The sequence below is a fragment of the Arthrobacter sp. 35W genome (genome assembly GCF_000482545.1).
Classification (GTDB): domain Bacteria; phylum Actinomycetota; class Actinomycetes; order Actinomycetales; family Micrococcaceae; genus Specibacter.
Map to the genome: position 1 here is coordinate 558,789 of NZ_KI519455.1, position 24,734 is coordinate 583,522.

General features: G+C 69.3%; 22 protein-coding genes. 9 read left to right on the plus strand and 13 right to left on the minus strand.

The annotated features are described in order from the left end of the window. The first annotated feature begins 7 nt into the window (after window positions 1-7). Complete coding sequence (locus tag K254_RS0114710; protein ID WP_026556017.1) at window positions 8-2,341, plus strand: DEAD/DEAH box helicase; 2,334 nt, start codon at window positions 8-10, stop codon at window positions 2,339-2,341. 42 nt (window positions 2,342-2,383) lie between these two features. Here K254_RS0114710 and K254_RS26490 read toward each other — a convergent pair whose 3' ends face one another. The 7 genes from K254_RS26490 to ssd all read right to left on the minus strand — a co-directional run bounded on the left by K254_RS26490 (window position 2,384) and on the right by ssd (window position 7,721). Then, entirely contained in the window at window positions 2,384-2,965 is a 582-nt protein-coding gene (locus K254_RS26490; RefSeq protein WP_081710163.1) for an Rv3654c family TadE-like protein, read from the minus strand. Further along, entirely contained in the window at window positions 2,962-3,390 is a 429-nt protein-coding gene (locus K254_RS0114720) for a TadE family type IV pilus minor pilin (RefSeq protein ID WP_035750237.1), read from the minus strand. The genes K254_RS26490 and K254_RS0114720 overlap by 4 nt, the downstream gene beginning before the upstream one ends. After that, window positions 3,387-3,746, minus strand: coding sequence for a DUF4244 domain-containing protein (locus tag K254_RS0114725; RefSeq protein ID WP_051389480.1), 360 nt, complete (start codon window positions 3,744-3,746; stop codon window positions 3,387-3,389). The genes K254_RS0114720 and K254_RS0114725 overlap by 4 nt, the downstream gene beginning before the upstream one ends. A gap of 264 nt (window positions 3,747-4,010) precedes the next feature. Then, entirely contained in the window at window positions 4,011-4,592 is a 582-nt protein-coding gene (locus K254_RS0114730; protein WP_026556021.1) for a type II secretion system F family protein, read from the minus strand. Beyond that, window positions 4,589-5,227 (minus strand): type II secretion system F family protein, encoded by a 639-nt coding sequence (locus K254_RS23400; protein WP_051389250.1) that lies wholly within the window; start codon window positions 5,225-5,227, stop codon window positions 4,589-4,591. The genes K254_RS0114730 and K254_RS23400 overlap by 4 nt, the downstream gene beginning before the upstream one ends. 155 nt (window positions 5,228-5,382) lie before the next feature. Next, window positions 5,383-6,609 carry a TadA family conjugal transfer-associated ATPase gene (locus tag K254_RS25975; protein WP_051389251.1) on the minus strand — a complete coding sequence of 409 codons (1,227 nt, stop codon included), beginning with the start codon at window positions 6,607-6,609 and terminating at the stop codon, window positions 5,383-5,385. After that, window positions 6,606-7,721 carry a septum site-determining protein Ssd gene (gene ssd / locus K254_RS25980; protein WP_196810973.1) on the minus strand — a complete coding sequence of 372 codons (1,116 nt, stop codon included), beginning with the start codon at window positions 7,719-7,721 and terminating at the stop codon, window positions 6,606-6,608. The genes K254_RS25975 and ssd overlap by 4 nt, the downstream gene beginning before the upstream one ends. 142 nt (window positions 7,722-7,863) lie before the next feature. Between ssd and K254_RS0114750 the strand changes: the two genes are divergently transcribed. Further along, window positions 7,864-9,603: a bifunctional 3'-5' exonuclease/DNA polymerase gene (locus K254_RS0114750; RefSeq protein WP_026556022.1), complete on the plus strand. Its 1,740-nt coding sequence runs from the start codon at window positions 7,864-7,866 to the stop codon at window positions 9,601-9,603. Between the two features lie 39 nt (window positions 9,604-9,642). Here K254_RS0114750 and K254_RS0114755 read toward each other — a convergent pair whose 3' ends face one another. The 3 genes from K254_RS0114755 to K254_RS23420 are packed head-to-tail and all read right to left on the minus strand — an operon-like array spanning window position 9,643 to window position 12,626. Next, window positions 9,643-10,323, minus strand: a complete 681-nt coding sequence (locus tag K254_RS0114755; protein ID WP_026556023.1) for an NUDIX hydrolase — start codon at window positions 10,321-10,323, stop codon at window positions 9,643-9,645. Next, window positions 10,320-11,156 (minus strand): endonuclease III, encoded by an 837-nt coding sequence (gene nth / locus K254_RS23415; protein ID WP_051389482.1) that lies wholly within the window; start codon window positions 11,154-11,156, stop codon window positions 10,320-10,322. Before nth ends, K254_RS0114755 begins: the two co-directional genes overlap by 4 nt. A 24-nt stretch (window positions 11,157-11,180) precedes the next feature. Beyond that, the gene (locus tag K254_RS23420) at window positions 11,181-12,626 is read right to left on the minus strand and encodes a hypothetical protein (protein WP_051389253.1); all 1,446 of its coding nucleotides are present in this window, start codon (window positions 12,624-12,626) and stop codon (window positions 11,181-11,183) included. 446 nt (window positions 12,627-13,072) lie between these two features. Here K254_RS23420 and acs point away from each other — a divergent pair, with 446 nt between their 5' ends. The 5 genes from acs (at window position 13,073) to K254_RS0114790 (ending at window position 19,667) form a co-directional block, all read left to right on the plus strand. Next, a complete protein-coding gene (gene acs, locus K254_RS0114770; RefSeq protein ID WP_026556024.1) occupies window positions 13,073-15,085 on the plus strand; it encodes an acetate--CoA ligase in 2,013 nt (670 codons plus the stop codon). A 369-nt stretch (window positions 15,086-15,454) separates the two neighbouring features. After that, a complete protein-coding gene (locus tag K254_RS0114775) occupies window positions 15,455-16,762 on the plus strand; it encodes an ABC transporter substrate-binding protein (protein ID WP_026556025.1) in 1,308 nt (435 codons plus the stop codon). Between the two features lie 127 nt (window positions 16,763-16,889). After that, the gene (locus K254_RS0114780; protein WP_026556026.1) at window positions 16,890-17,867 is read left to right on the plus strand and encodes a carbohydrate ABC transporter permease; all 978 of its coding nucleotides are present in this window, start codon (window positions 16,890-16,892) and stop codon (window positions 17,865-17,867) included. Further along, a complete protein-coding gene (locus tag K254_RS0114785) occupies window positions 17,864-18,772 on the plus strand; it encodes a carbohydrate ABC transporter permease (protein WP_026556027.1) in 909 nt (302 codons plus the stop codon). The genes K254_RS0114780 and K254_RS0114785 overlap by 4 nt, the downstream gene beginning before the upstream one ends. Window positions 18,773-18,890: 118 nt before the next feature. Beyond that, complete coding sequence (locus K254_RS0114790) at window positions 18,891-19,667, plus strand: DeoR/GlpR family DNA-binding transcription regulator (protein WP_026556028.1); 777 nt, start codon at window positions 18,891-18,893, stop codon at window positions 19,665-19,667. Here the strand turns inward: K254_RS0114790 and K254_RS0114795 are convergent. Together K254_RS0114795 and K254_RS0114800 are read right to left on the minus strand one after the other, a co-directional pair. Further along, complete coding sequence (locus K254_RS0114795; RefSeq protein ID WP_442853058.1) at window positions 19,664-20,680, minus strand: LacI family DNA-binding transcriptional regulator; 1,017 nt, start codon at window positions 20,678-20,680, stop codon at window positions 19,664-19,666. The two genes, K254_RS0114790 and K254_RS0114795, sit on opposite strands and share 4 nt — an antisense overlap. Before the next feature lie 63 nt (window positions 20,681-20,743). Then, window positions 20,744-21,946, minus strand: a complete 1,203-nt coding sequence (locus K254_RS0114800) for a Gfo/Idh/MocA family protein (RefSeq protein WP_026556030.1) — start codon at window positions 21,944-21,946, stop codon at window positions 20,744-20,746. 91 nt (window positions 21,947-22,037) lie between these two features. Here K254_RS0114800 and aroQ point away from each other — a divergent pair, with 91 nt between their 5' ends. Next, entirely contained in the window at window positions 22,038-22,493 is a 456-nt protein-coding gene (gene aroQ, locus K254_RS0114805) for a type II 3-dehydroquinate dehydratase (protein ID WP_026556031.1), read from the plus strand. A 71-nt stretch (window positions 22,494-22,564) separates the two neighbouring features. Here aroQ and K254_RS0114810 read toward each other — a convergent pair whose 3' ends face one another. Further along, entirely contained in the window at window positions 22,565-23,749 is a 1,185-nt protein-coding gene (locus K254_RS0114810; protein WP_026556032.1) for a MarP family serine protease, read from the minus strand. A 274-nt stretch (window positions 23,750-24,023) separates the two neighbouring features. Between K254_RS0114810 and K254_RS0114815 the strand changes: the two genes are divergently transcribed. Beyond that, on the plus strand, window positions 24,024-24,701 hold the full coding sequence (locus K254_RS0114815; RefSeq protein ID WP_026556033.1) for a Crp/Fnr family transcriptional regulator: 678 nt from the start codon (window positions 24,024-24,026) through the stop codon (window positions 24,699-24,701). The last annotated feature ends 33 nt before the right edge of the window (window positions 24,702-24,734 follow it).

The following is a 24,734-nucleotide window of genomic DNA, read 5'->3' on the forward strand; positions in this document are numbered from 1 at the left end:
ATGAACCGTGTCCTCCTCCGAATCGCTGATCTCCCTGCTGGGCCGCGGCGACGCCCCCGAGCAGCTGCAGCATGTGCGCAGGATTCCGGCGCGGACGGCGGTCACCGCACCGTGGCCCGAGTGGGTCCACCCGGATGTGGTGTCGGCCTACGGCGCCCTGGGCATCCAGGAGCCGTGGCAGCACCAGATCGAGGGCGCACAGCTGGCCCATGACGGCCGGCACGTGGTGGTCGCCACCGGCACGGCATCCGGCAAGTCGCTGGCCTACCAACTGCCCGCCATCGATGCGATCCACCGGTCCGAGCGCTGGATCCTGGACAACCCGGGCAAGCTGGATCCCGACGGCTCGGTGGCCCTGTACCTCTCCCCCACCAAGGCCCTGGCGGCCGACCAGTATGCGGCGGTCAAGGCGCTCAAGCTGCCCACCGTCCGCGCCGCCACGTACGACGGCGACACCGACCCCGCCGAGCGCCGCTGGATCCGCGACCACGCCAACTTTGTCCTGGCCAACCCGGACATGCTGCACTTCGGCGTGTTGCCCAACCACACCTGGTGGGCCCGGTTCTTCCGCCGGCTCAAGTACGTCATCATCGACGAGGCGCACAGCTACCGGGGCGTCTTCGGCTCGCATGTGGCAGCCCTGATGCGCCGGCTGCGGCGGATCTGCGCCCACTACGGTTCCGAGCCGGTGTTCATTGCCGCCTCCGCCACGTCCTCGGACCCCGAGGTCTCGTTCGGACGCCTGATCGGCGCCCCTGTCACGGCCGTCACCGACGATTGCTCACCCCATGGAGCGACCACCGTGGCGTTTTGGGAGCCGCTGCTGACCGACCTCAAGGGTGAAAACGGGGCGAAAACCCGCCGCACGGCCATTGCCGAAACGGCGGATCTGATGGCCAACCTCGTCTCCGCCCGGGTGCGGACCATCGCGTTCATCAAGTCCCGCCGCGGGGCCGAGACCATCTCCACCATCACCAAGCGGCTCCTCGATGAGGTGGACCCCAGCCTCCCCCGGCGAGTGGCCGCCTACCGCTCCGGGTATCTGCCCGAGGAGCGCCGGGCCCTGGAAAAGGCGCTGCGCTCCGGTGAATTGCTGGGCGTCTCCAGCACCTCGGCGTTGGAGCTCGGCATCGACATTTCCGGGCTCGACGCCGTGCTGGTGGCCGGCTGGCCCGGAACCAGGGCCTCGCTCTTCCAGCAGATCGGCCGGGCCGGGCGGGCGGGGCAGGATGCCGTGGCCGCCTTTGTGGCCAGCGACGATCCCCTGGATACGTACCTGGTGCACCACCCCGAGGCCATCTTCGATGTGCCGGTGGAGGCGACGGTCTTCGACCCGTCCAACCCCTACGTGCTGGGTCCGCACCTGTGCGCGGCTGCGGCCGAGCTGCCCGTGACGGTGGCCGATCTGCCGCTCTTTGGACCCACGACGGCGGCGCTGCTGGAACGGCTGGTGGCCGACGGCTACCTGCGCAAACGCCCCGCCGGCTGGTTCTGGACGCACCCGCAAAGCGCCGCCGGGATGGTGAACCTGCGCGCCGACGGCGGCGGTCCCATCAGCATCGTGGAGGCCGACACGGGCTCCCTGCTCGGCACCATGGACTCCCCGCAGTCCCACTACCAGGCGCACCGCGGGGCCATCTACGTCCACCAGGGCGAGAGCTATCTGGTGGAGGAGTTGAACGAGGGCGACCACTGCGCCATCGTGCGGCGGAGCAACCCCGACTACTACACCAGCGCCCGCGACGTCACCCAGATCGCCGTGCTGGAATCGCAGCGGCACGAGCTCTGGGGCCCGGTGGAGGCCCATTTCGGGGACGTGCAGGTCACCACCCAGGTGGTCTCCTTCCAGCGCAAGGCGTACACCTCCAATGAGGTGCTGGGGGAGGAGCCCCTGGAACTGGGCGCCCGGGACCTCTTCACCAAGGCCGTCTGGTTCACCATGGACAACGCCACGCTGTTGGCCGGCGGACTGGTTGAACCCCAATTCCCCGGAGCCCTGCACGCGGCCGAGCACGCGGCCATCGGGCTGCTGCCGCTGGTGGCCTCCAGCGACCGCTGGGACGTTGGCGGCGTCTCCACCGCCATCCACGCCGACACCGGACAGCCCACCATCTTCGTCTACGACGGGCATCCCGGCGGGGCCGGCTTTGCGGAGCGGGGATTCGACATGGCCCGGGTCTGGCTCAAGGCCACCCGCGACGCCATCGAGGCCTGCGAGTGCGACACCGGCTGCCCCTCGTGCGTCCAGTCGCCCAAATGCGGGAACAAGAACAATCCCCTGGACAAGCGCGGCGCGGTCCTGCTCATCGACGTCCTGCTGGCCAACGCACCGCTCCGGTAGCCACAGCCGCGGCGGCAGCGGCAGCGGCAGCCGAAGCGGCGTCTACGGCGGCGGGCCAGCCCGCGCCCGCCCGGTGGCCACCGCCCACGGCACCCCGGCCTCCACCATGACCTCCAGTTCCACCGTGTCCAAGCCGGAGCCCTGGACAGCGCAGGCCGCCAGGACGGCCCCCTGCGCTGCGGCAATCTGGGCCGCGACACCGCAGGGGTCCCCGGGTGCCAGACCACGGGCGGCATCGGCCGCGGCCAGCGCTGCCAGATCGGCGGCGGTGGCGGCCCGCGAAGCACCCACGGCGGCCCGGGTGAGCAGCATGGTGCCGCCGAGCAAGGCAATCAGCACCAGCGCCAGTCCCGCCGCCAGCATCGTGCCCGAGCCGGAGTCATTTTGACGCTTTCCCTCTCCGCCGCAGTGGGTCCAACGGCAGGCAACGGCGGGGCCGCCTCTGCCGTCCCGTTCACTGCATGCCCGGCAGATTCGGCCGGGTCCACAGGGCTGGTCCGGCCCGCGGCCCCGGCTGGGCCGGCAGATTCGGCCGGGTCCACAGAGGTGGCTGGGCCTCTCGAGGCGGCAGTACGCTGCAAAGCTTCCCGGGAGGCCACCGCGCTTCCAGCCATGGCCGTTCATGGCGACAGACCGGCCCAGTGGCCGACGCCGTCCGGGGCGGCTCCGGCGGCGGGCGCTGCCTCTATCCGTGCCACCGCCGTGGCAGCCAACGGTGCCGGGAGCATCCCGGACAGTGCACCCGCCAGCCTGGCCCGCACCGTGACAGTGGCTGTGCCGCCGTCAACGGAAATCGACACCGACGCCTGGGCCCCGGCCAGGGCGGTGGCAATGCCGACGGCCGTGGCGGCGTTCTCCCCGCGTGCCATGGCCCGCGCCCCTGCCCGGGCCGATTCCTCCAAGCGAAGCTGCAGCACCCCGGCGCCGGCGCCCAGCAGCACCAGCGCCAACAGCAACGCCACCGCGGGGAACGTGACGGCCAGCTCCGCCGTCACACTCCCCCGCTCGGCCGCACCCTGCCGTCGGGCAGCGGCCCGGAGCCCCCTCATTGGAGGCTCAACGCGGTGCGGATGATGCTCAGCAGGAATCCCCGGACTTCCTCGCTCTTGAGGATCACCACCAGCAGTCCGGCAAAGCCCACGGCAGCCAGCGTGGCGATGGCGTACTCGGCGGTGGCCATGCCCAGCTCCGAGCCGAGGCTGAGACGGCGGCGGTCGATGCCCTTTGGCCTGCCGCCGCCGGTCCGGCGGGCGGAGGGTCTTGGGCTGACCGGTGCCGGCTCGGCCGTTCGGACGCCGTTGACCACAGGCGGCTGGCTGGCCGCTCCGGGATAGATCTCCGCCACAGGCGCCGTCCATCCCTCCTCCTCCCACACCTCGGACCCCACCATGTCCGGCTCGAGCATGGCCGGGCACACCATGCCCACGCTGTGCAGTGCCTCCACCGGAGCGGACGGGTTGCTCGTGCTCTGGCCGGGCTCGTCCACCCCGGCCACTGCGTCCACGACGGCCGGCGGTGTTTCACTCGATGGTTCCATCACGTCTCCCTGTTCGGATCGGACCGCCGCATGGGCGGATACCTCCACTGTTGGGCGGAGATTCCTGGGGCATAAGAGTCCACCGCGCCAAAGTGCACAGCCGCCCAATGCCGGTGCCCTGTGCAGGGGCCGCTATGGCATGGCCGGGATCATGGCGACCACCACGGGCACCACGCCCAGGGCGATGAAGGCCGGTAGGGAACACAGCCCCAGGGGCACCACCAGCCGCACCCCCAGGGCGGCCGCCCGCACCTCTGCCGCCCGCCGGGCCTCGCGCCGCAGCTGGTGCGCCTGGGCGTAGAGCAGGGCGGCCGACGGCGCACCGGTGGCCGCGGCGAAGGCCAGGGCCCGGAACAGGGCGCCCAGATCGCCATCCCGCTCCACCTGCTGCCAGGAATGCTCCCAGGAAGCGCCCATGGCCAGACCAGCAACCACCGAGGCGAGGCCATCACGCAGCCGGGGCGAGCAGCTGGCAGCCACGAGTTCCAAGGCCCGTGGCACGGACAGTCCCGCCTCCATGGCCGCGCCGAGGAGCTCAAGGATCAGGGAAAGGTCATCGATCCCCTCGCCGGTCTCCGCCGTGGCATGGTCAGCCGGCTGCGGGCGCGCCGGCTGCGGGCGCGCCGGCAAAGATCTGAACCGGGCAGCCCGTCCCGGGTGGAGCAGCAGAGCTGCCGCCAGGGCAAGCGCTGCGAAGATCAACAGGGCATTCATGTGGGTGCCCGGTTCTGCGCTGCGGCGGCGATCAGCCGCTGCGACCACCACCACCCCACCAGCGTCAGGACAAGGCCTGCCCCCAGCGCAGCCCACCCCACCGGCCCGCCGAGCAGGACTCCCAGCGGGTCCACGCCCATGGCCACCCCCAGCACCAATCCGATGAGCGGCAGCCAGCCCAGCAGCCTGACGGTGGCCCGCGGCCCCGCGAGCGCCGTCTCACGCAGGGCGGCGGCGTCCATTTCCGTCTCGAGCCGCGCAGCAAACCGGATGAGCACGGCCGCCAAGGGGGCTCCGCTGGCTGCCGATACATCAAAGCAGGCGGCAAGCTCACGCCAGGCCACCAGGTCCGCCGGGCCCAGGATGGCTGCACCGGAGCGCCGCTGCGAGGACAGTCTGGCGGCCATCCTGATGGCATCACCGGACGGCAGGCCCAACGCTGCGGCCTGGCGGGCGGCGCGGATCACCTGCAGATGCGGAGCAACTGCAGGTGATCCGCGGTCCGAGGCTGCCGCCCCGGGCACCGTGGACCCCGCAGATTCGGCCGCCAGGGCCGCGGCGGCGTCCTGCCACAGGGCCGGACCCGAGCGTCCGGCAGCCAACAGGGCGGCCAGTTGGCGCACCACACGGATCATCACCACCTCTGCGCTCTGCCCGGATGGGGGCCGGCCCGGCCACCTCGGTCCCCGGGCCGTTCTTCTGGGCCGCCGTGGATTCCGCGGCCACCGGGCGGCGGTGCCAGAGGCCAGCAGCGCAGCGGCCGCCAACAGCACGAAGAGGAGCGCCGCCGTCACACCGGACCGCCCTCGGCCCCGCCGCCACCAAGGATGGCGGCCGCACCAAGCCCGCGCTGCAGGGCCTCCCACCCCGGCCCGCGGACAATCCGTCCGGCATCTGGAACCGCTTCCTCCAAGGACAGCGCCGGCACCACTTCCAGAGCGGTTCCGGACAGTGCCACCACCGCCAGCTGAGCCAGCCGCCGCCCTGCGGGCCCGCGCTCCACATGCAGCACCACGTCGACGGCGCTGGCCGCCTGCAGGGCGATGGCTGCACTGTCCAGCCCGGCCAGCACACCAAGGGCCGCCAACCGGGCGGGGACATCGGCGGCGCTGTTGGCATGCATCGTGGACCCGGCACCGCTGTGGCCGGTGTTCAAGGCCGCCAACAGCTCCCGCACCTCCGCGCCGCGGCATTCGCCCACCACCAGCCGGCTCGGATTCATCCGCAGGGCCTGGCGCACGAGCTCGGCCAGGTCGATCCGCCCCGTCCCCTCTGCATTGGCATGCCGGGTCTCCAGCGTCAGGACGTGGGGGTGGTCCGGCTCCAACTCGGCGGCGTCCTCGATGAGCACCAGCCGCTCCGACGGTCCACACAGCCCCAACAGGGTGGCCAGCAGCGTGGTCTTGCCCGATCCGGTGGCTCCACTGATGAGGAAGCTGAGCCGGGCCGCCACCAGCGCCTCCAACACCGGCGCCAGCTGCGGATGGACGAAGCCGCTGGACACCAGTCCGGCCAGGGTGAAGGGCCGCTGGTTGCGAACGCGGATGGACAGCAAGGTGCCCGCGGCGGAAACCGGTGGGAGCACCGCGTGGACGCGGAAGCCGCCGTCGAGCTTGACGTCTGCACAGGGTGAGCTGTCATCCAACCGCCGGCCGCCGGCGGCAATCAGCCTCACGGCGAGCGCCCTCAGGGCCGGCTCCCCGGCGAAGGCAACACCGGCCGGTTCCGGCCCGCCGCCCCGGTCCAGCCAGACGGAGTCCGGCGCATTGACGAAGATGTCCGTGACGTGCGGATCCTTCAACAGCGGCTGCAAGGGGCCCAAGCCGTTGAGCTCGGCGCTGATGCGTTCGACGGCGGCCAGGGAACCGGCGGCGCCCAGCAGCCGCCCACTGTCGCGCACCGCAGTGGCCACGCGAAGGGCCGTTACGGGCCCGTTCTGCGCCAGCACGGACTGCCGCACAGTGTCCAACAGATCCTCGTCCACCGCCTCGGCAGGGACTGGCAGGCGCCTCGTCACCGCCACCCCTGGGCACTGGACAGTCCGCGGAACAGCGTCGCCGTCAGCCTGCGCACCGCGCGGCCGGAGGCGGCCTGCGCCAGACGCCCGTTCTCCGCAGACTGGGCCAGGCCCCGCAGTTCGGGCAGAACGCCGGCAACCGGCGCCCCGATCGATGCCGCCACCAGCTCGGCATCCAGTCCATCCCGCAGCCGGCCCCGGACCACCAGCCTCACAGGCACCGGCGGCAGCTCGGCCAGCAGCCGGGCACTGGCCACGGCCGGGCGCAGCTGGGCGGGCGTGACCAGCAGGAACTGGTCGCACTGGCGTCCCAGCATCGCCAGGGACCCGGGCGAGCGCCCGACGTCCACCACTGTGAGCAGGTAGCCGCGGCGGGCCGCCCGGATGACCTCCGCCCCGGTGTCGCCGATCCGGGCCGACAGCGCCGGATCCGCCGCATGCGGCCCCCAGGACAGCAGCGAGACACCCGCCACGGTGGGCAGCGCCGCCGCCAGCTGGCCGGGGTTGATGGTGCCGGTGGCATTGAGCAGATCCGGCCACCGCAGCCCGGGCGCCTCCTCCGCGGCCAGGGCAATATCGAGCCCGCCGCCCCACTCGTCGGCATCCACCAGCAGCGTGCTGACCCCCGCGGCGGCGGCTCCCAGTGCCAGCAGGGCGGCCAGGGTCGATGCCCCGGCGCCCCCGCAGCCGCCCACCACACCGAGAACGGAGCCGGCGGCCGAGGCGTCGCGCAGGGAGCCCAGGAATTCGGCCAGCCATTCGGCTCCCTGCGGCAGCACGGCCACCCTGTCGACGCCCGCCGCGGAGGCATGCTCCCACAGCGACCCATCGCCGGAGAGCCCCACCATGACCGTCGGAAGTGTTCCGGCCCGCACCGCGCCCGCGGAGTCGGAGCCCAGCAGGACCGCCGCCGCCTGCTCCAGGTCCGCGCCCGCGTCCTCCAGCGACTCCGCAATGACAAGCTCGACGGCGGCTGCCGCGCCCACGCGCGCCACCTCGCCGGCCAGCTCGGCCGAGCCGGTGATGAGCACTACGGTGGCGGTTCCGGCGGGGGTCCACGGCGGCGGTGCCGCCCTGGCCCGGGGCCTGCGGGTGGTCGATGGCGTTGGCATCCACCCAGCGTGCCCGCGGCAGGCCGGCGCGGCCACCCCCGCAGACCGATGCGGGGCCAGCGGGGCTGGCGGTGGGGCCTGTGCAGGGCTGGGGGCGGCCTGCGCGCACATTCGTGTCGGTGCCCCGGGGGACAATGTAGCCATGTACATGCTGCTGGCCACCGCTCCGCCCCCCGGCTCCGATGGCACAGCCCCCCACGGCACAGTCTCCAACGGCACAACCGGCACGGGTCTCGAGGGCCCCGCCGTCGTGCTCCAGCCCCTGGATGCCGCGGGCGCCGAATCCGGCCCGGCCCGGACGGTGCCGCTGGCCCACCTGCCCGCCGCCGTCCGCGAGGCGGAGCAAGACTCCCCCCGCTGGGTGTGGGGCCAGGCCCAGCGCTGGTACCCCCAGCTGCTGCGCGCCGGCACGTCGGTGGAACGCTGCCACGATCTGGCCCTGTGCCAGAACATCCTGGTCTTTTCGCCCTTCACCCAGGCCGGCGGCTACCCGCGGAGCCACAGCTACGTCCCCATGGACCTCGGCCCGGAACCCGAGGCCCGCGACACCGGCCAGGACAGCCTCTTCGATGCCCCGGTGGTGCACAGCGGCCCCACCCCGGCCGAGCTGGCCCGGGAGCTGCGCGAGCAGCTGGAGAGCGTGAAAACATCCACCGAGCCGCGCCGGCTGGCCCTGCTGCTGGCCGCCGAATCCGCCGGCGCCCTGGTGGCCGCGGAGATGACCCGGGCCGGCGTGCCCTGGCGCGAGGACCTGCACCGGCGCATCCTGTCCGACCGTCTGGGGGCGCAGCCGGCGGAGTTTGCCCGGCCGGAGCGGATGGAAGCCATCGTCGAGGAACTGCGCACGCTGTTGGGCGCCCCCACTTTGAACCCCGATTCGCCCCAGGAGCTCATGCGGGCTCTGCACCGGGCCGGCATTGACGCGAAGTCCACCCGCTCCTGGGAACTGATGGAAATCAACCACCCCGCGATCGGGCCGCTGCTTGCCTACAAGAAGCTCAGCCGGCTGTTCACCGCCAATGGCTGGGCATGGCTGGAGCAGTGGATCCACGACGGGCGTTTCCGCCCCGAATACGTGGTGGGCGGCGTGGTGACGGGCCGCTGGTCCTCGCACGGCGGCGGAGCGCTGCAGATCCCCAAGCAGATCCGCGGCGCCGCCCATGCCGACCCGGGCTTCAAATTGATCGTGGCCGACGCGGCCCAATTGGAGCCGCGGGTGCTCATCGCCCTGTCGCAGGACGCCAAGATGGCCGAGGCGGCCCGGGGCAAAGACCTCTACGCCGGCATCGCCGCGCAGGGCTTCGGCGGCGAGCGCGACAAGGCCAAGATCGCCCTCCTTGGGGCCATGTACGGCGCCACCACCGGCGAGTCCGGGCGGCTGATGCCGCAGCTGACGCGCACCTACCCGAAGGCCGTCGGCCTGGTGGAGGCAGGGGCGCGGGCCGGCGAGCGCGGCGAACGGGTGGGGACGTATCTGGGCAGGGGCACGCCGCCGCCGTCGAAGGAGTGGCTGGCCCTGCAGCAGACCACCAGCGCCGAGGAGCAGCGGCGCGCGGATTCGGCGGCCCGCTCGCGGGGGCGGTTTACGCGGAACTTCGTGGTCCAGGGGTCGGCGGCCGAATGGGCGCTGTGCTGGCTGGCCGACCTCCGGCGCCGGCTGCGCACCTTGGCCGCCGCAGCGCCGGCGGGTGCCCCGGTGCCGCAGATGGTGTTCTTCCTGCACGATGAAGTGATGGTCCACTGCCCCGAGGAACAGGTGGCGGCGGTGACGGACATGATGCATCAATCCGCCGCTGCCGCCGCCAGGCTGATCTACGGGGACATCCCCATCCAGTTCCCCGTCACGGCTGTCGCTGCCGACACCTACGCGGAGGCCAAATAGCCCGACGGCGTGGACACCCGTCCGCGCGGGCCAAGGAGCCTACAGCGGTGCGGGGATCTCCCGGCGGCTGTCCCACGGAACGGACCAGCCCAGGTGGTCGAACACCCGGTTCAGGATGCCTGCCGTAAAGCCCCAGACCAGCACGCCGTTGACCAGGAAGGCAGGGCTGGCGTAGGTCTGCCCGCCCCGGGTCAACGTGGCCGTATAGCGGTTGTCGGGGTCAAGGAGGTCGCGCACTGGAACCCTGAACACCTGGGCGGATTCGCCATAGTCCACCACATCGACGGGCGACGGCGATGCCCACCAAGCGAGCACGGGCGTCACCTCGAAGTTGCTCACCGGCAGCGATACCTCGGGCATCCGGCCCAGAATCTGGACCCCGGCGGGGTCAAGCCCCGTCTCTTCCCGGGCCTCCCGCAGAGCCGTGGCGTCCACCGATGCATCCTCCGGGTCGACGCCGCCGCCGGGAAAGGCCACTTGGCCCGGGTGGTCTGTCAGAGTGGCGGCACGTTCAACCAGCAGCACGTCCAGATCAGCCGGGGCCAGCGGCTTGTCCGAGCGCGCGGGCACCGAATCCAGCACGCCAAAGAGCAACAGCACGGCGGCCTTGCGTGCCACGGCCGGGTCGATGGCGACATTCCACCTGTCGTCGCGGGCCAGGGAGACTTCTCCCGCCGTGGCGCGGCGGGCCAGCTCCACCAGATCCGCGTAGGCGGTCATGCCGGCCCCCGCTGCGGCTGGGCCGGCTGGGCCTGCGCCGTTGAGGCCAAGGCCGCACGCTGGGAGTCCTGGCGGTATTCGGCCGCCCGGGACGTATCGGCCAGCATGCGGGCCAGCAGTTCCTCGTTGCCGGGTGCCAGCTCGTATTTGAGCAGCTTGGCGGCCTTGGCCGGGTCCGTTTCGCCGTCACCGAAGGCCGGGCACAGGTGGGCGATCGGGCAGGCTCCGCAGGCGGGCTTGCGGGCATGGCAGATCCGCCGCCCATGGAACACCACCCTGTGCGAGAGCATCGTCCAGTCCCGCGGCTCGAACAGCTCCGCCACGTCCGACTCAACCCGGACCGGGTCCTCCGAGGCCGTCCAGCCGAAGCGGCGGGCCAGGCGCAGAAAGTGCGTGTCAACGGTGATCCCGGGAACGCCAAAGGCATTGCCCAGCACCACATTCGCCGTCTTGCGCCCCACACCCGGGAGCGTCACCAGCTCCTTCAGTGTGCCCGGGACCTCGCCGTCGTACTCATCGACGAGCCGAGTGGACAGCGCCAGCAGATTGGCCGCCTTGGCGCGGAAGAAGCCGGTGGGCTTGATGATGGTCTCCAGCTCCGCGGAGTTGGCCTCGGCCATGGCACGCGGATCCGGGTAGCGCGCAAAGAGCTCCGGCGTGGTGGCGTTGACGCGTACATCGGTGGTCTGGGCGGACAGCACCGTGGCCACCAGGAGCTCAAAGGGATTGAGGAAATCCAACTCCGCGTGCGCGTACGGATACAGCTCAGCGAGCTCGCGGTTGATCCTGCGGGCACGGCGTTTGAGCGCCAGCATCGATTCGCTGGCGCCCATGCCGCCCCGGGTGGTGGCCAAGGACTACTCGCCCTCGGGTGCCCGCTCGATCCCGGACAGATCCCGCAGCACGCCCACGCGGCCGTCGGTGTTCTGGACCAGGAAATCGTGGCCGCGGTCGGCCAGGGCGAGGACCCAGTTGCCCGGCTCCACGTTGTACAGGAAGGCTCCCGTGGACTCCTCGACGACGGGGCGGGGACGGTCCACGGCGAACCAGAAGGCATCGTAGACCGGCTGGCCCGAGGCCTGCGGGTCCACCGTGGCGCCAATGCTTTCGTGGACGGGGGCGGGGGCCTCCACGCTCTCGGCCGCTTGGACGGGCTCGACGGCGGCCGGCTCCTCAGCGGCCGGCTCCTCAGCGGCCGGCTCCTCGGCGGGCGCGGCGTCGTCCACGGCTGGGAGGTTTCCGGCCTCGCCAGCGGCTGCGCCCGCGGCAGAGGTCCCAGCGGACACCGGCTCCGCGTCGGACGGCTCAACATCGGCATCGACGACGTCGACAATTGCGGCCGGGCCGGAGGCGGCGGGGTCGGCGTCTGCCGCTGCGGACTGGGCGGCCTCGGCGTCGTCCACGGCATCAGCGGCAGGTTCCCCAGCCGGGGAACCGGTTTCGCCGGCCAGCGGCTCGGCGGCCTCAGGCTCGGCCGCAACGGGGGCATCCGTGGATCCGGCGTCCATGCCCGCGGCCCCGGTGATGGGGAACGCCATGGTGCCCGGAGCGGAGGAGGTTGCCGGAGCCGCCCAGCGGCTCTCGGCGGCGCCATCCACCCAAGCGGCGGCAGGTGCAGAGGCACCGAAGGCATCCCGGGCTGCGGCACCAACGGCCGTGGGTGCCTGGGCACCCTGGTCAGCGGCAGCGGCGCCAAAGGATGCGCCAGCGGCAGCCTGGCCCTGGGTGCTCTGGGCGGCGGCACCCTTTACGGAGGCTCCGGCAGCCACAGCGGTCTTGGGGGCTGCAGCGGCGGGAACGGCGTCGCGGGCCATGGGGTGGGCCGGCACCTCGGGGCGTCCGGTGAAGTCCGCGGCGAACGCGGGGACGATGCTGGCCCCTACGGTGGCGGCGAGAAGACCCAGCGAGCCCACCAGCCCGATCAGGAAACCGGGGCCGAAGGTGGTGACTGTAGCCAGGAAGAAGTAGGCAGTGGCGAAACCGGCCACCACGGAGGCGAACTGGTCAACGGACAGCGAGCCGACGCGCGGCTGGGCCGCCGGAGAGTAGCGGCGGTAGAGGAACAGGGAGCCCACCAGCAGCGGCAGGAGCACGCCAATGCCCAGGAAGAACAACGGCGTGGCATTCCAGAGGTTCAGCAGGTACCTGTCCACGATGATGGGCAGCAGGGAGCCGAGGAAGACCACCAGGACGGACCCGAGGACAGTGATGTCGCGTGCGGTCAGCGGGCCCAGCAGGGCGTGCCCAGCGGTGGCCGAGGGAGTGCTTCCCTCCTGGACGGTGGAGGTGTGCGGCTGCGTCATGTAAGTACTCCTTGGCGGGCGGCCCATGGTGCCGCCACCCGCTCGGTTTGAGGTTGTCCGCCGCCACTGCGCCTGTCACGGCCGCACTGCCAACGGACTCCGGGTCAAAGTCACGAATCTGTTACAGCCTAGTAAAGGCGGAGGGCCAACACTACTTCAAAACCCCGTCCGGGCTGGGAATTACCCCACAGTTCCGGGCCCACCGGACCCCGCACCCCGCACTTTCCCCGCACCCACGCCCTGCATTTGGGCGCAGATCGGCATCCATTCGCCGGTCCTTCATGTGACCGTGGACACGTAGGACCTTTTCAGGCGATAAAGTGAAATCTGGAACGCAGGCCCCCACCACCGCGCCCGCCCCGCTTGCCGGGACAGGGCTCCCCTGCAAGGGAGGACGCGCGGCGGCCCAGGCGGGCACGGCAGGAACTTTATTGAAGGGGTTAGAGATGTCGCAGGACAGCACGGCTGTTGCCGCCGATCACCAGAACGGCGATGCATTGGAGAATCTTCTCCACGAGAACCGCAGGTTTGCGCCGAGTGCCGAATTTGCCGCCAACGCCATCATCAAGGCCTCGGAATATGACGACGCCGAGGCGGACCGCCCCGCGTTCTGGGGCCGGAAGGCCAAGGAACTGCTGAGCTGGGACAAGGACTTCACCCAGACCCTGGACTGGTCCAACCCGCCCTTCGCCACCTGGTTTGCCGACGGCAGGGTCAACGCCGCCTACAACGCCCTGGACCGCCACGTGGAGAACGGCCTGGGCGATCGGGTTGCCATCTACTTCGAGGGCGAGCCCGGGGATTCGCGCACCTACACCTACGCGCAGCTGACCAACGAGGTCAAGAAGGCCGCCAACGCCTTCGAATCCCTCGGCGTAGCCAAGGGCGACCGCGTGGCCGTCTACCTGCCGATGATCCCCGAGGCCGTCATCACCCTGCTGGCCTGCGCCCGCATCGGGGCGATCCACTCCGTCGTCTTCGGCGGCTTCTCCGCGGACGCGCTGCGCAGCCGCATCGAGGACGCCGAGGCCAAGCTGGTGGTCACCGCCGACGGCACCTTCCGCCGCGGCAAGCCCAGCGCGCTCAAGCCCGCCGTTGACGAGGCCCTGTCCGCCCCCGGCCACACCGTGGAGAACGTCGTCGTGGTCAAGCGCAACGGCGCCGACGTCGCCTGGGTCGAGGGCCGCGACAAGTGGTGGGAGGACACCGTGGGCACGGCGTCCACCGAGCACACCGCCGTCGGACACGAGGCCGAGCACCCGCTGTTCATCCTCTACACCTCCGGCACCACGGGCAAGCCCAAGGGCATCCTGCACACCACCGGCGGCTACCTGACCCAGACCGCGTACACGCACAAGGCCGTGTTCGATCTGCACCCCGAGACGGACGTCTACTGGTGCACCGCCGACGTCGGCTGGGTCACCGGCCACTCCTACGTCACCTACGCACCGCTGATCAACGGCGCCACGCAGGTCATGTACGAGGGCACGCCGGACTCCCCGCACCAGGGCCGCTGGTGGGAGATCGTCGAAAAGTACAAGGTCACCATCCTGTACACGGCACCGACGGCTATCCGCACCTTCATGAAGTGGGGCCGGGAGATCCCCGAGAAGTACGATCTCTCCTCCATCCGCCTGCTGGGTTCGGTGGGCGAATCCATCAACCCCGAGGCCTGGATGTGGTACCGCGAGGTCATCGGTGGCAACGCCGGCAAGAACGGAGAGAAGAAGGCAGAACCCGCCCCCATCGTGGACACCTGGTGGCAGACCGAGACGGGTGCGCAGATGATCGCCCCGCTGCCCGGCGTCACCGCCACCAAGCCCGGCTCCGCCCAGACCCCGCTGCCCGGCATCGCCGTGGACGTGGTGGACGAGCTCGGCGAGTCCGTGCCCAACGGCCACGGCGGCTACCTGGTGGTCCGCGAGCCCTGGCCGGCCATGCTGCGCGGCATCTGGGGCGACCCGGAGCGCTACAAGGACACCTACTGGTCGCGCTTTGACACCATGTACTTCGCGGGCGACGGCGCCAAGAAGGACGAGGACGGCGACGTCTGGCTGCTGGGCCGCGTCGATGACGTCATGAACGTCTCCGGCCACCGCCTCTCCACCACGGAGATCGAATCGGCCCTGGTGTCCCACCCCTCGGTGGCCGAGGCCGCCGTCGTCGGTGCCGCCGACGAGACCACCGGACAGGCCGTGGTGGCGTTCGTGATCCTGCGCGGTTCCGCCGTGCACGATGACGACATCGTCACCACCCTGCGCAACCACGTGGGCAAGGAGATCGGCCCGATCGCCAAGCCGAAGAACATCCTCGTGGTGCCGGAGCTGCCCAAGACCCGCTCGGGCAAGATCATGCGCCGGCTGCTCAAGGACGTTGCCGAGGGCCGCGAGGTGGGCGATGCGTCCACCCTGGCCGACAACTCGGTGATGAACCAGATCGCAGAGTCGCTCAAGAAGTAACCCCCAACTGAGGCGCAGCAACTGCTCGAAATCGCTGGATTTCCTGCAGTTGCTGCGCCTCAGTTGTAGTTAAGCGCCGGACACGGCATCGGAATGCCCGCACCGTAGAACTCTTTCGCGGAGTCGCTCACGAAGTAGCACTTCTTATCTTTGCAAAACTTCTTTACAAATTTACATAAAGGAAAGCGCCGGACTTCGGGTTTCGCACATTGTGAAACACCGGAGTCCAGCGCTTTTCCATTTTCGACCACCAAATCGTTACAAAGTGATTGAAAAGTTTTTCTTTTGAGTCTTGACGTTCGCTTTTGATCCGATCATGCTGTTTGTATGTGATCTGATTCACAAAACATGTCTTTCAAGGGAGAAATCATGACATCCAATGGTTCGATGCCTGCCTTCGGAATGGACCGCCGGTCAGTGCTCAAGACCCTCGGCATCGGTGCCGTTGGGCTGGCTGGCATTCCGCTGCTGACCGCCTGCACCGGTGGCAGCGGCCCCGGCACCGGCTCGGGTTCCGCAACGTCGCTGACTTTTGGGTCCGGGTCCTCCGACGACGTCCCCAAGGCCGCCTACAAGGCCGTCACCGACGCGTTCACCAAAAAGTCCGGCATCACCGTGGCCACCAACGTGGTCCCGCACAACGACTTCCAGAACAAGATCGCCACCTACCTCCAGGGCAGCCCCGACGACGCGTTCACCTGGTTCTCCGGCTACCGCATGCAGTACTACGCCGCCCAGGGCCAGCTCGCCCCGATCGATGACGTCTGGGAAAAGATCGGCGGGAACTTCTCCCCCGCGATGAAGAAGGCCTCCACCGGCCCCGACGGGAAGATGTACTTCGTCCCCAACTACAACTACCCCTGGGGCTTCTTCTACCGCAAGAGCCTGTGGGCCGAAAAGGGCTACCAGGTCCCCACCACCTTCGACGCGCTCACCACCCTGGCCGCGAAGATGAAGTCCGACGGCCTGGTCCCGATCGAGTTCGCCGACAAGGACGGCTGGCCGGCGATGGGCACCTTCGACTACATCAACATGCGCCTGAACGGCTACCAGTTCCACATGGACCTCACCGCCCACAAGGAATCCTGGGACCAGCCCAAGGTCGCCGCGATCTTTGACACCTGGAAGGCGCTGCTGCCCTTCCAGAACCCCGCCGCCCTGGGCATGACCTGGCAGGACGCGGCCATCTCCCTGGGCGCGAAGAAATCCGGCATGTACCTGCTGGGCTCCTTCGTCACCCAGCAGTTCACCGACCCCGCCGTGCTGGCCGACATCGACTTCTTCCCGTTCCCCGAGATCGCCGTCGAGGGCCAGGACGCCGTCGAGGCCCCGATCGACGGGCTGCTGCTGTCCAAAAAGGGCGGCACCAACCAGGGCGCCCGCGACTTCCTGGCCTTCATGGGCTCCGCCGAGGGCCAGGACGCCTACGCCGCCGTGGACCCCTCCAACATTGCCACCGTCAAGGGTGCGGACACCTCCAAGTTCTCCCCGCTGAACAAGAAGTGCGCGGACGTGATCGCCAACGCCAAGAGCATCAGCCAGTTCTTCGACCGCGACGCCCTGCCCGCGATGGCCACGAACGTGATGATCCCGGCCCTGCAGGGCTTCGTCAAGGACGGCACCATCGACATCAAGAACCTCGAAGCACAGGCCAAGGCGCTCTACGCCGCCCAGTAGCACCCGTACGGTGTGGGGCCCGGCCACCATCCGGGCCCCACACCATTTCGATCAAGCACCTTCCTGGCCCTGCACCGTCGCGGCCTTCCACGTTTTGATACGGAACTATCCCGAGGGAGAACTCCCCATGAGCTCCACCACCGAGGTGCCCCCGGCCGGCCCGGCCGCGGCACCCCCGACCCCCACACCCCGGCGCGGACTGCGCAAGAACCGCGGAGTGCGGCGCCTGTCCCGAATGGACAAGATCGTCCTGGGCATCATGGTCGGGATCCCCACCCTGATCCAGCTGGTCCTGGTCTGGATCCCCACCCTGCTCTCCATCCTGCTCTCCTTCACCCGCTGGAACGGCCTGTCGCTGGAGAACATCCGCGCCGCCGGCCTGGCGAACTACCAATACGTCTTCAACGACAGCCCCGCGTTCTGGCCCGCCGTGCAGCACAACATCCTCTGGCTGCTCTTTCTGGCCGTCGTCGCCACCCCGCTGGGCCTTTTGCTGGCCGTGCTGCTGGACCAGAACATCCGCGGCTCGAAGATCTACCAAAGCATCTTCTTCGTCCCCGTCATGCTCTCCCTGGCCCTGGTCGGCATCATCTGGCAGCTGTTCTACCAAAAGGACAACGGCCTGCTGAACTTCGTCCTGGGCACCGCCGGCACACCCCAAGCCGTGGACTGGTTCGGAGACCCCAGCGTGAACATCTGGGCCGCCATGATCGCCGCGACCTGGCGCCACGCCGGCTACGTCATGATCCTGTACCTGGCCGGGCTGAAGGGTGTCGACGGGTCCCTGCGCGAGGCCGCCTCCCTGGACGGCGCCAACGCCGTGCAAACATTCTTCCGCGTCGTGTTCCCGGCCATGCGGCCGGTGAACATCGTGATCGTGGTCATCACCATCATCGAGTCCCTGCGCGCCTTCGACGTCGTCTGGGTCATCAACAAGGGCACCAACGGGCTCGAACTCATCAGCGCCCTGGTCATCACCTACCTCGTCGGAGAGGGCCAGTCCATCGGCATCGGCTCCGCCTTCGCCGTGATCCTGCTGGTGGTCTCCCTGGTGCCGATCATCATCTACCTGTCCCGCACCTTTGGGAAGGAAAGCAAATCATGACCAGCACACCCTCGATCCTGCGCCCCCGCACCGCCCTGCCCGGCACCAGGGGCGCCGGCAAACGCCACTACGGCACCCACATCTTCCTCACCGTCATGGCCGTGATGTGGATGGTGCCCCTGGGCTGGGCCCTGTTCACCGCGCTGCGCCCCAAGGCCGACACCGACAAATACGGGTACTTCAGCCTCGGCGGGGCCTTCAACTTCGACAACTTCGCCACCGCCTGGACCCAGGGCGGGTTCCTGCGCTACTTCGGCAACTCCCTGATCATCACCATCCCCACGATCATCCTGGTCCTGCTGTTCTCCTCCATGATGGCCTTCGCCGTCAGCCGGGTGTCCTGGAAGTTCAACATCACCCTGCTGATCATGTTCACCGCCGGCAACCTGCTGCCCCCGCAGGTCCTGGCGACCCCGTTGTTTGAAATGTTCAAACTCCTCCAGGTCCCCTACTGGTTCTCCGACTCCGGCAACCTGCTCAACACCTACCTCTCGGTCATCCTGGCCAACACCGCCTTCCAGATCGGGTTCTGCACCTTCGTGCTCTCCAACTACATGAAGGCCCTCTCCCCGGACCTGACCGAGGCGGCCCTGGTCGACGGGGCCGGGCTCTGGCGCCAGTACTGGTCGATCATCCTGCCCCTGTGCCGGCCCGCCCTGGCCGCGATGGCCACCCTGCAGGTCATCTTCATCTACAACGACTACTTCTGGCCGCTGCTGTTCATCCAATCCGGCGACAGGCTCCCGGTCACCACCGCCATCAACAACCTCCAGGGCACCTTCCTCTCCAACTACAACCTCCTCGCCGCCGGCGCCACCATCACCGTCATCCCGACCCTGATCGTGTACATCGCCCTCCAACGCCACTTCGTGGCCGGACTGACCCTGGGCTCCAGCAAAGGCTAAGCCCGCACGGACAGGGAGCATGATGCCCCGCGGCTGGGCACCACATAGCCTATTGGTGCGTGTTTTGGCCGTCCCGGCCAAAACACGCACCCCACCGCCACAACGAAGTGAGGTAGAAATGCTTGCCGACACCAGACGTTCGGCCATTGTTGACGCTGTTCAGCGTGAGCGTGTGGTCAGCGTCGCCGCCCTGGCCAAGATGTTCGACGTCTCGCTCATGACGGTCAGGCGGGACATAGATGCCTTGGAGGATGCCGGCCTGCTCGAAAAGATCCACGGCGGGGCCAAGATCCACACAGGCGTCAGCACCCACGAGCCAGGGTTCGACCTCAAATCCACCCAGGGCCAGGGCGAAAAGCACGCCATCGCCCGCGATGCCGCCAAGATGGTCAAGCCCGGCATGGCCATTGGCCTCAGCGCCGGGACCACCACGTGGGTGTTGGCCAAATACCTCACCACCGTGCCGGACCTGACGGTCGTCACCAACTCGGTGCCCATTTCGGAGGTCTTCCGTGCGGCCAAGGCTGCCACCACCGTCATCCTCACCGGCGGCGAGCGTACGCCGTCGGATGCCTTGGTGGGGACCATCGCCGTCGCCTCCATCCGGCAGCTGCACATGGACCTGTTGTTTCTGGGCGTCCACGGCGTGGATGCGGTGGCGGGGTTCACCACGCCCAACCTGCAGGAGGCCGACACGGACCGGGCCTTGATCGAGGCCTCGCGGCGGGTGGTGGTGCTGGCCGACGAGAGCAAATGGGGCGTCATGGGCATCAGCACCATTGCCCGGCTGGATGATGTGGACGAGGTCATCTCCGATTCCGGGCTGGCCATCGAGGCCCAGCGCGTGCTGCGCCAGCATGTGCGGCTGCGGCTGGTGGACGTCCCGGGTTCCTAAGCGCAGCCGCAGGAGCGCCGGATCACCAGCTGCGCATCGAAGGCATGGTGGCGCGGCTCCGCGGAAGGTCCACCCAGCAGGGCATCCACCGCCGCCTCGGCCATTGCGGCCACGGGCTGGGCCAGCGTGGTCAGCGGCGGCCAGCAGAATTCAGCCTCCGGAGAGCCGTCAAAGGAGACAACGGCGATGTCATCCGGAACGCGCACCCCCGCCTCGTGGAAGGCGTGCAGCATGCCCACCGCCTGCATGTCGGAGCTGGCAAACACCGCCGTCGGCCGTCCACCGGCCAGCAGCTGCCGCCCGGCCCGGTAGCCGCCGTCGCGCGTGAACGCGGCCCGCACCACCGGCCCCGGCGGCAGAGAAGCCGCGGCCAGCGCATCCCGGAAGCCGCGCTCCCGACCGTCCAGCCGGCCGTCGGAGGCGACGCCGATGGCCAGCCCAATGTTCTGGTGTCCATGCCCCAGCAAGTGCTCCACCCCCGCCACGGCGCCGGCGTACAGATCGGTGCCCACGGAGCCAAACCCCTCGGTCCCGGACCCGCGGTCCAGCAGCACCACGGGGACCTCCAGCGAGGCCAGTGCCGCCGGATCCACCGTTGCGCCAACGGAAATCAGCAGCAGCCCGTCCACCTGCCGCGCGGCAAGGTTGCGCAGCTGCGCCTCCTCGATGGCCGCCGAGCCGTCCGAGTTGGCCAGAACCATCACGTGGCCCCGGGCGGCGGCCGCGACCTCCACGGCATGGGCCAGCTCGTTGATGAAGGGATTCCGGTTGTCGGGGATGACCAGGCCGATCATCTCCGCGGACCCCAGCCGCAGCGCCCGCGCTGCGGCATTGGGCCGGTAGCCCAGCGCCGCGATGGCCGCCAGGACACGCTCCCGTGTGGCCGGTGCCACCGGGCGGGGCCCGTTGTTCACCACGTAGCTGACGACGGCGGAGCTCACCCCGGCGTGCCGGGCCACATCCGCGCGGGTTGCCGTGGGGCGCGTGGCGGGGGTTTTGGTCATGGGCTCCATGCTAGCGAAGGGCTGGGCCCCAGCCGTGGCCGGTGTCCGGACACGGCTGGGCCCAGGCTCCTCTTAGAGGCTGGCCGGCGCGTCACCGTGGTCCGGGATGTCCAACCGCTCGCCGCGCTGCAGTGCCGACTGGTGTGCAATGATGCCCGGCAGCGTGAAGCGGGCGGCGGTCCAGGCATTCACCGGCGGCATGGAGCCGGTGGCCACGGCCGTCACGAAGTCATCCACCAGGAAGTGGTGGCTGCCCTCGTGGCCGTTGCCGGCGCCCAGGAACTCCCGGGGCAGGCGGGCGCCGTCGTGGACCGGGGCCATGCCGGAGACGAAGGCATCGCGCAGCGACGGGTCGACATCGGCCAGCGACGGGTCGTCCAGGGCCAGCGTCGGCTTCGTGTCGATCAGCTCGGAGACGTCCGTAACTGTCTCCTTGTCCTGCCAGACGGCGGTCTGGGCGAGCTGCTCAAAGCTGGCCTCGGTGCCGAAGAAGCGGAAGCGGGATTCGCGGATGTGGGACGGGTAGCCCACCCGGCGCATCTCGTTGATCCGCATGGCGCCGCCGTCGTTCATTTCAAACAGCGCCGTGGCGTTGGAGAAATCGTTGTCGAACATGCTGACGTCCTTGTCGAAGACGCCGTCGCCGCGCTGGTCCTTCACGCCGATGCAGCTGACGCTCACGGCGTGCGCATCGATGGCGCCCAGCACGCCGCCCACGGAGTGGGTCGGGTAGAGCATGGGAGGGTAGCTGGCAGTGCTCTTCCACGCCTCGCCGCCGCTGTACTCGTAGGCGGAGTAGAACCCCAGATCCATGTCGTGGACGTAGTCGCCCTCGGTGTAGAAGACGCGGCCGAAGCGGCCCTCGGCCTGCTGCTTGCGGGCGTAGACGGTGGCCGGGTTGTAGTAGCTGGTCTCCCCCATCATGTAGGTCAGCTTCGTCTCGCGGACGGCCTCGATGATGGCGGCGATCTCCTCCTCGGAGATGGCCATGGGCACGGCCGAGTACACGTGCTTGCCGGCGCGCAGGGCGGCGAGCACCAGCGGGCCGTGGGTCCAGCGCTGGGTGAAGATGGCGACGGCGTCCACGTCGGAGGCCAGCATGGCCTCGAAGCTTTCCATGGTGCCGGTGAGGTCGTACCGCTCAGTAGTGGCCTGCGCGCGCTCGGGCAGCAGGTCGGTGATGAACACGTTCTCCACCTCGGGGTGCAGCTTGAAGAGTTTGGCGAAGTGGCCGGCGAACTGGCCGGCGCCGACGATGCCCAGGGAGATGCCCATGGATGGTCCTTTCGGGGAGGGTGGCGTAGTGCAACACTGTCTACACGTGTAGATTAGCAGGCCCGTCAACCCCGTGCGGCATAGTTAAGCCATGACTTCCACTTCTGCCCCTCGCGGCACCATTCTGGTGATCAACGGCCCCAACCTGAACCTGCTGGGCACCCGCGAGCCGGGCATCTACGGCACCGCAACCCTGGACGACGTCGAGCAGCTCGCCATTGGCGCGGCCGCCGGGCACGGCTTCGAGGCCGATTGCATCCAGTCCAACCATGAGGGCGACCTGCTGGACGCCATCCACGCGGCCCGGGAGACGGCGTCGGGCATTGTCATCAACGCCGGCGCGTACACGCACACCTCAGTGGCGCTGCGCGATGCCCTGGCCTCGGTGGCGCTGCCCGCCGTCGAGGTCCACATCTCCAACGTCCACAAGCGCGAGGAATTCCGCCACCACTCCTACCTCTCCCCCGTGGTGGATTCGGTGATCGTCGGCGCCGGCGTCCACGGCTATGTCCTGGCCATCGACTACCTGGCCCACACCCTCCCCTGACCCAACTGGGTGACAGCTATCGCACGAAAACTGCGAAAAAATGTGTCACAAGTGTCACCTAGTTGGGCGGGCTACTTGGCGGTGCAGTGGCCGGAGGAGACCTGGTTGGACAGGGCGGGGGCGGCTGCGGCCACCGGGCCCAGCTCGTCCATGGTGAAGGCGAAGCCAACGTTGTCGGCGGAGGTGGCCTTGGCGAAGATGACGCCCACCACGTTGCCGGCGGTGTCGAACATCGGCCCGCCGGAGTTGCCGGGCTGCACATTGCCGGCCAACTGGTAGACCTGCGCCGGAGCGGGGTTGGCCCCGTAGATGTCCGGCACCATCAGCGGCCCCACACTCGCGACGGCGGCCGGGCGCATCTGGAACGGCCCACCCAGGGGGTAGCCGGCAAAGGCCGCGCCGGCTCCGGGGACAAGCTCCGGGCCAAGCGGCAGCGGTGCCACGCCCAGGGAGTCAACGGCGACGACGGCGAGATCCTTCTGCGGGTCGAAGAACACCACACGCCCGGGAACCGACCGTCCGCCGCGCAATTCGACCACCGGGGCGTCCACGCCGGCCACCACATGGGCGTTCGTGACTACGCGGTCAGCTGAAACGACGAATCCGGATCCGGTCTGGTTCTGCCCGCACTGGAAGGCCGCGCCGGTGATCTTGACCACGGCGCCCGAGGCGGAATTGAGCGCCTCGGTGTTGACGCTGGAGTCAGGCGGCGCCGCCAGCACGGGTGCGTTCTGCTGGCCCAGAATCTGAGGGATGCCCTCATCGAGCACCAGCGACCGCAGCTGGGCCGCGGCTGCCTTGACCGGGTCAGGGGTGAACTTATCGATGTTGCGGATCACCTGGGAGTCGGCCAGGGCCGTGGACAGGAACGGGACACCGAGGTTTCCCACACCAAAGGCGAGCAGCGAGAGGACCAGCGCCCCGACCAGCACGTTGAGCACGCCGCCCAGCAGGCGGTTGACCGCGCGGACGGGTTGGAACCGTACGCCGCGCCCCAACAGGGATCCAAGCCTGATTCCTACGCCATGGCCCACCACAATGAACAGTACAGTCGAGCCGATCACCAGAGCCGTGCGCCAGCCGCTGTCACCGGCCAGCGGGCTGATGAACGGCACGGCAAGGAAGGCTGCCGCGGCGCCGGCGGCGAAACCGGCCAGGCCGCCGAGGCTGGCCACCAGGCCAACCCGCAGCCCATAGACCAGCTGGCCGAAAAGCCACAGCAGCAGCACCACATCGAGCACAGTAAATCCGAACATAGCTCCCTCAAGATTGCCCGGGCGCGGCTGCCAATCCTGCCGGGCCGGCACTTTCCACAGTGGCGGCCACCGCCGGAATTCCAGCCCAGCCGTCCACCGGCCCGGAGTGAGGATCATACAGCGCAAGGCTGGGCAAACCCTCAACGAGGGCATCCGAGGGGCCGCTGAAGGGTCCGACACCGCCCCCGGATGCCAAATTGGTCACAAAAAACCCTAAAATCTGAAACAATCAGTAGCAAGGACACGCACATTGGCTACACATTCAGGAGATTTCATGGACATCGAGGTACTGCGCCGCGCACCGCTTTTTGCCACACTCGACGATGAGGCATTCGCCTTGCTGACGGACGAGCTGGCCGAGGTGGATCTGTCCCGCGGAGCCTCCGTATTCCGCGAGGGCGACCAGGGCGACCAGCTGTACTTCATCGTCTCCGGCAAGGTGAAGCTTGGCCGCACCTCCCCCGACGGCCGCGAGTCGCTGGTGGCCATCCTCGGCCCGGGCGAGCTCTTCGGCGAGATGGCCCTGTTTGACCCGGCCCCCCGCAGCACCACCGCCACGGCCGTCTCGGAGACGCGCCTGGCCGGGTTGAAGAACGAGAGCCTGAACGCCCTGCTGCGCCAGCGCCCGGAGGTCTCCATGCAGCTGCTGCAGGCCCTGGCCCGCCGTCTGCGCCGCACCAACGACAACCTCTCCGACCTGGTCTTCTCCGATGTCCCCGGCCGCGTGGCCAAGGCCATTCTGGATCTGGCAGACCGCTTCGGCCGCCCCGCCACGGACGGCATCCTGGTGGCACACGAGCTCACGCAGGAGGAGCTGGCCCAGCTGGTGGGTGCCTCGCGTGAAACCGTCAACAAGGCCCTGGCCGAGTTCGTCCAGCGCGGCTGGCTGCGCCTGGAGGCCCGCGCCGTCGTCATCCTGGACGTCAACCGTCTGCGCCAGCGCTCCCGCTAGGCCCAACGCACAACTGTCCCGCAGATATCGTCC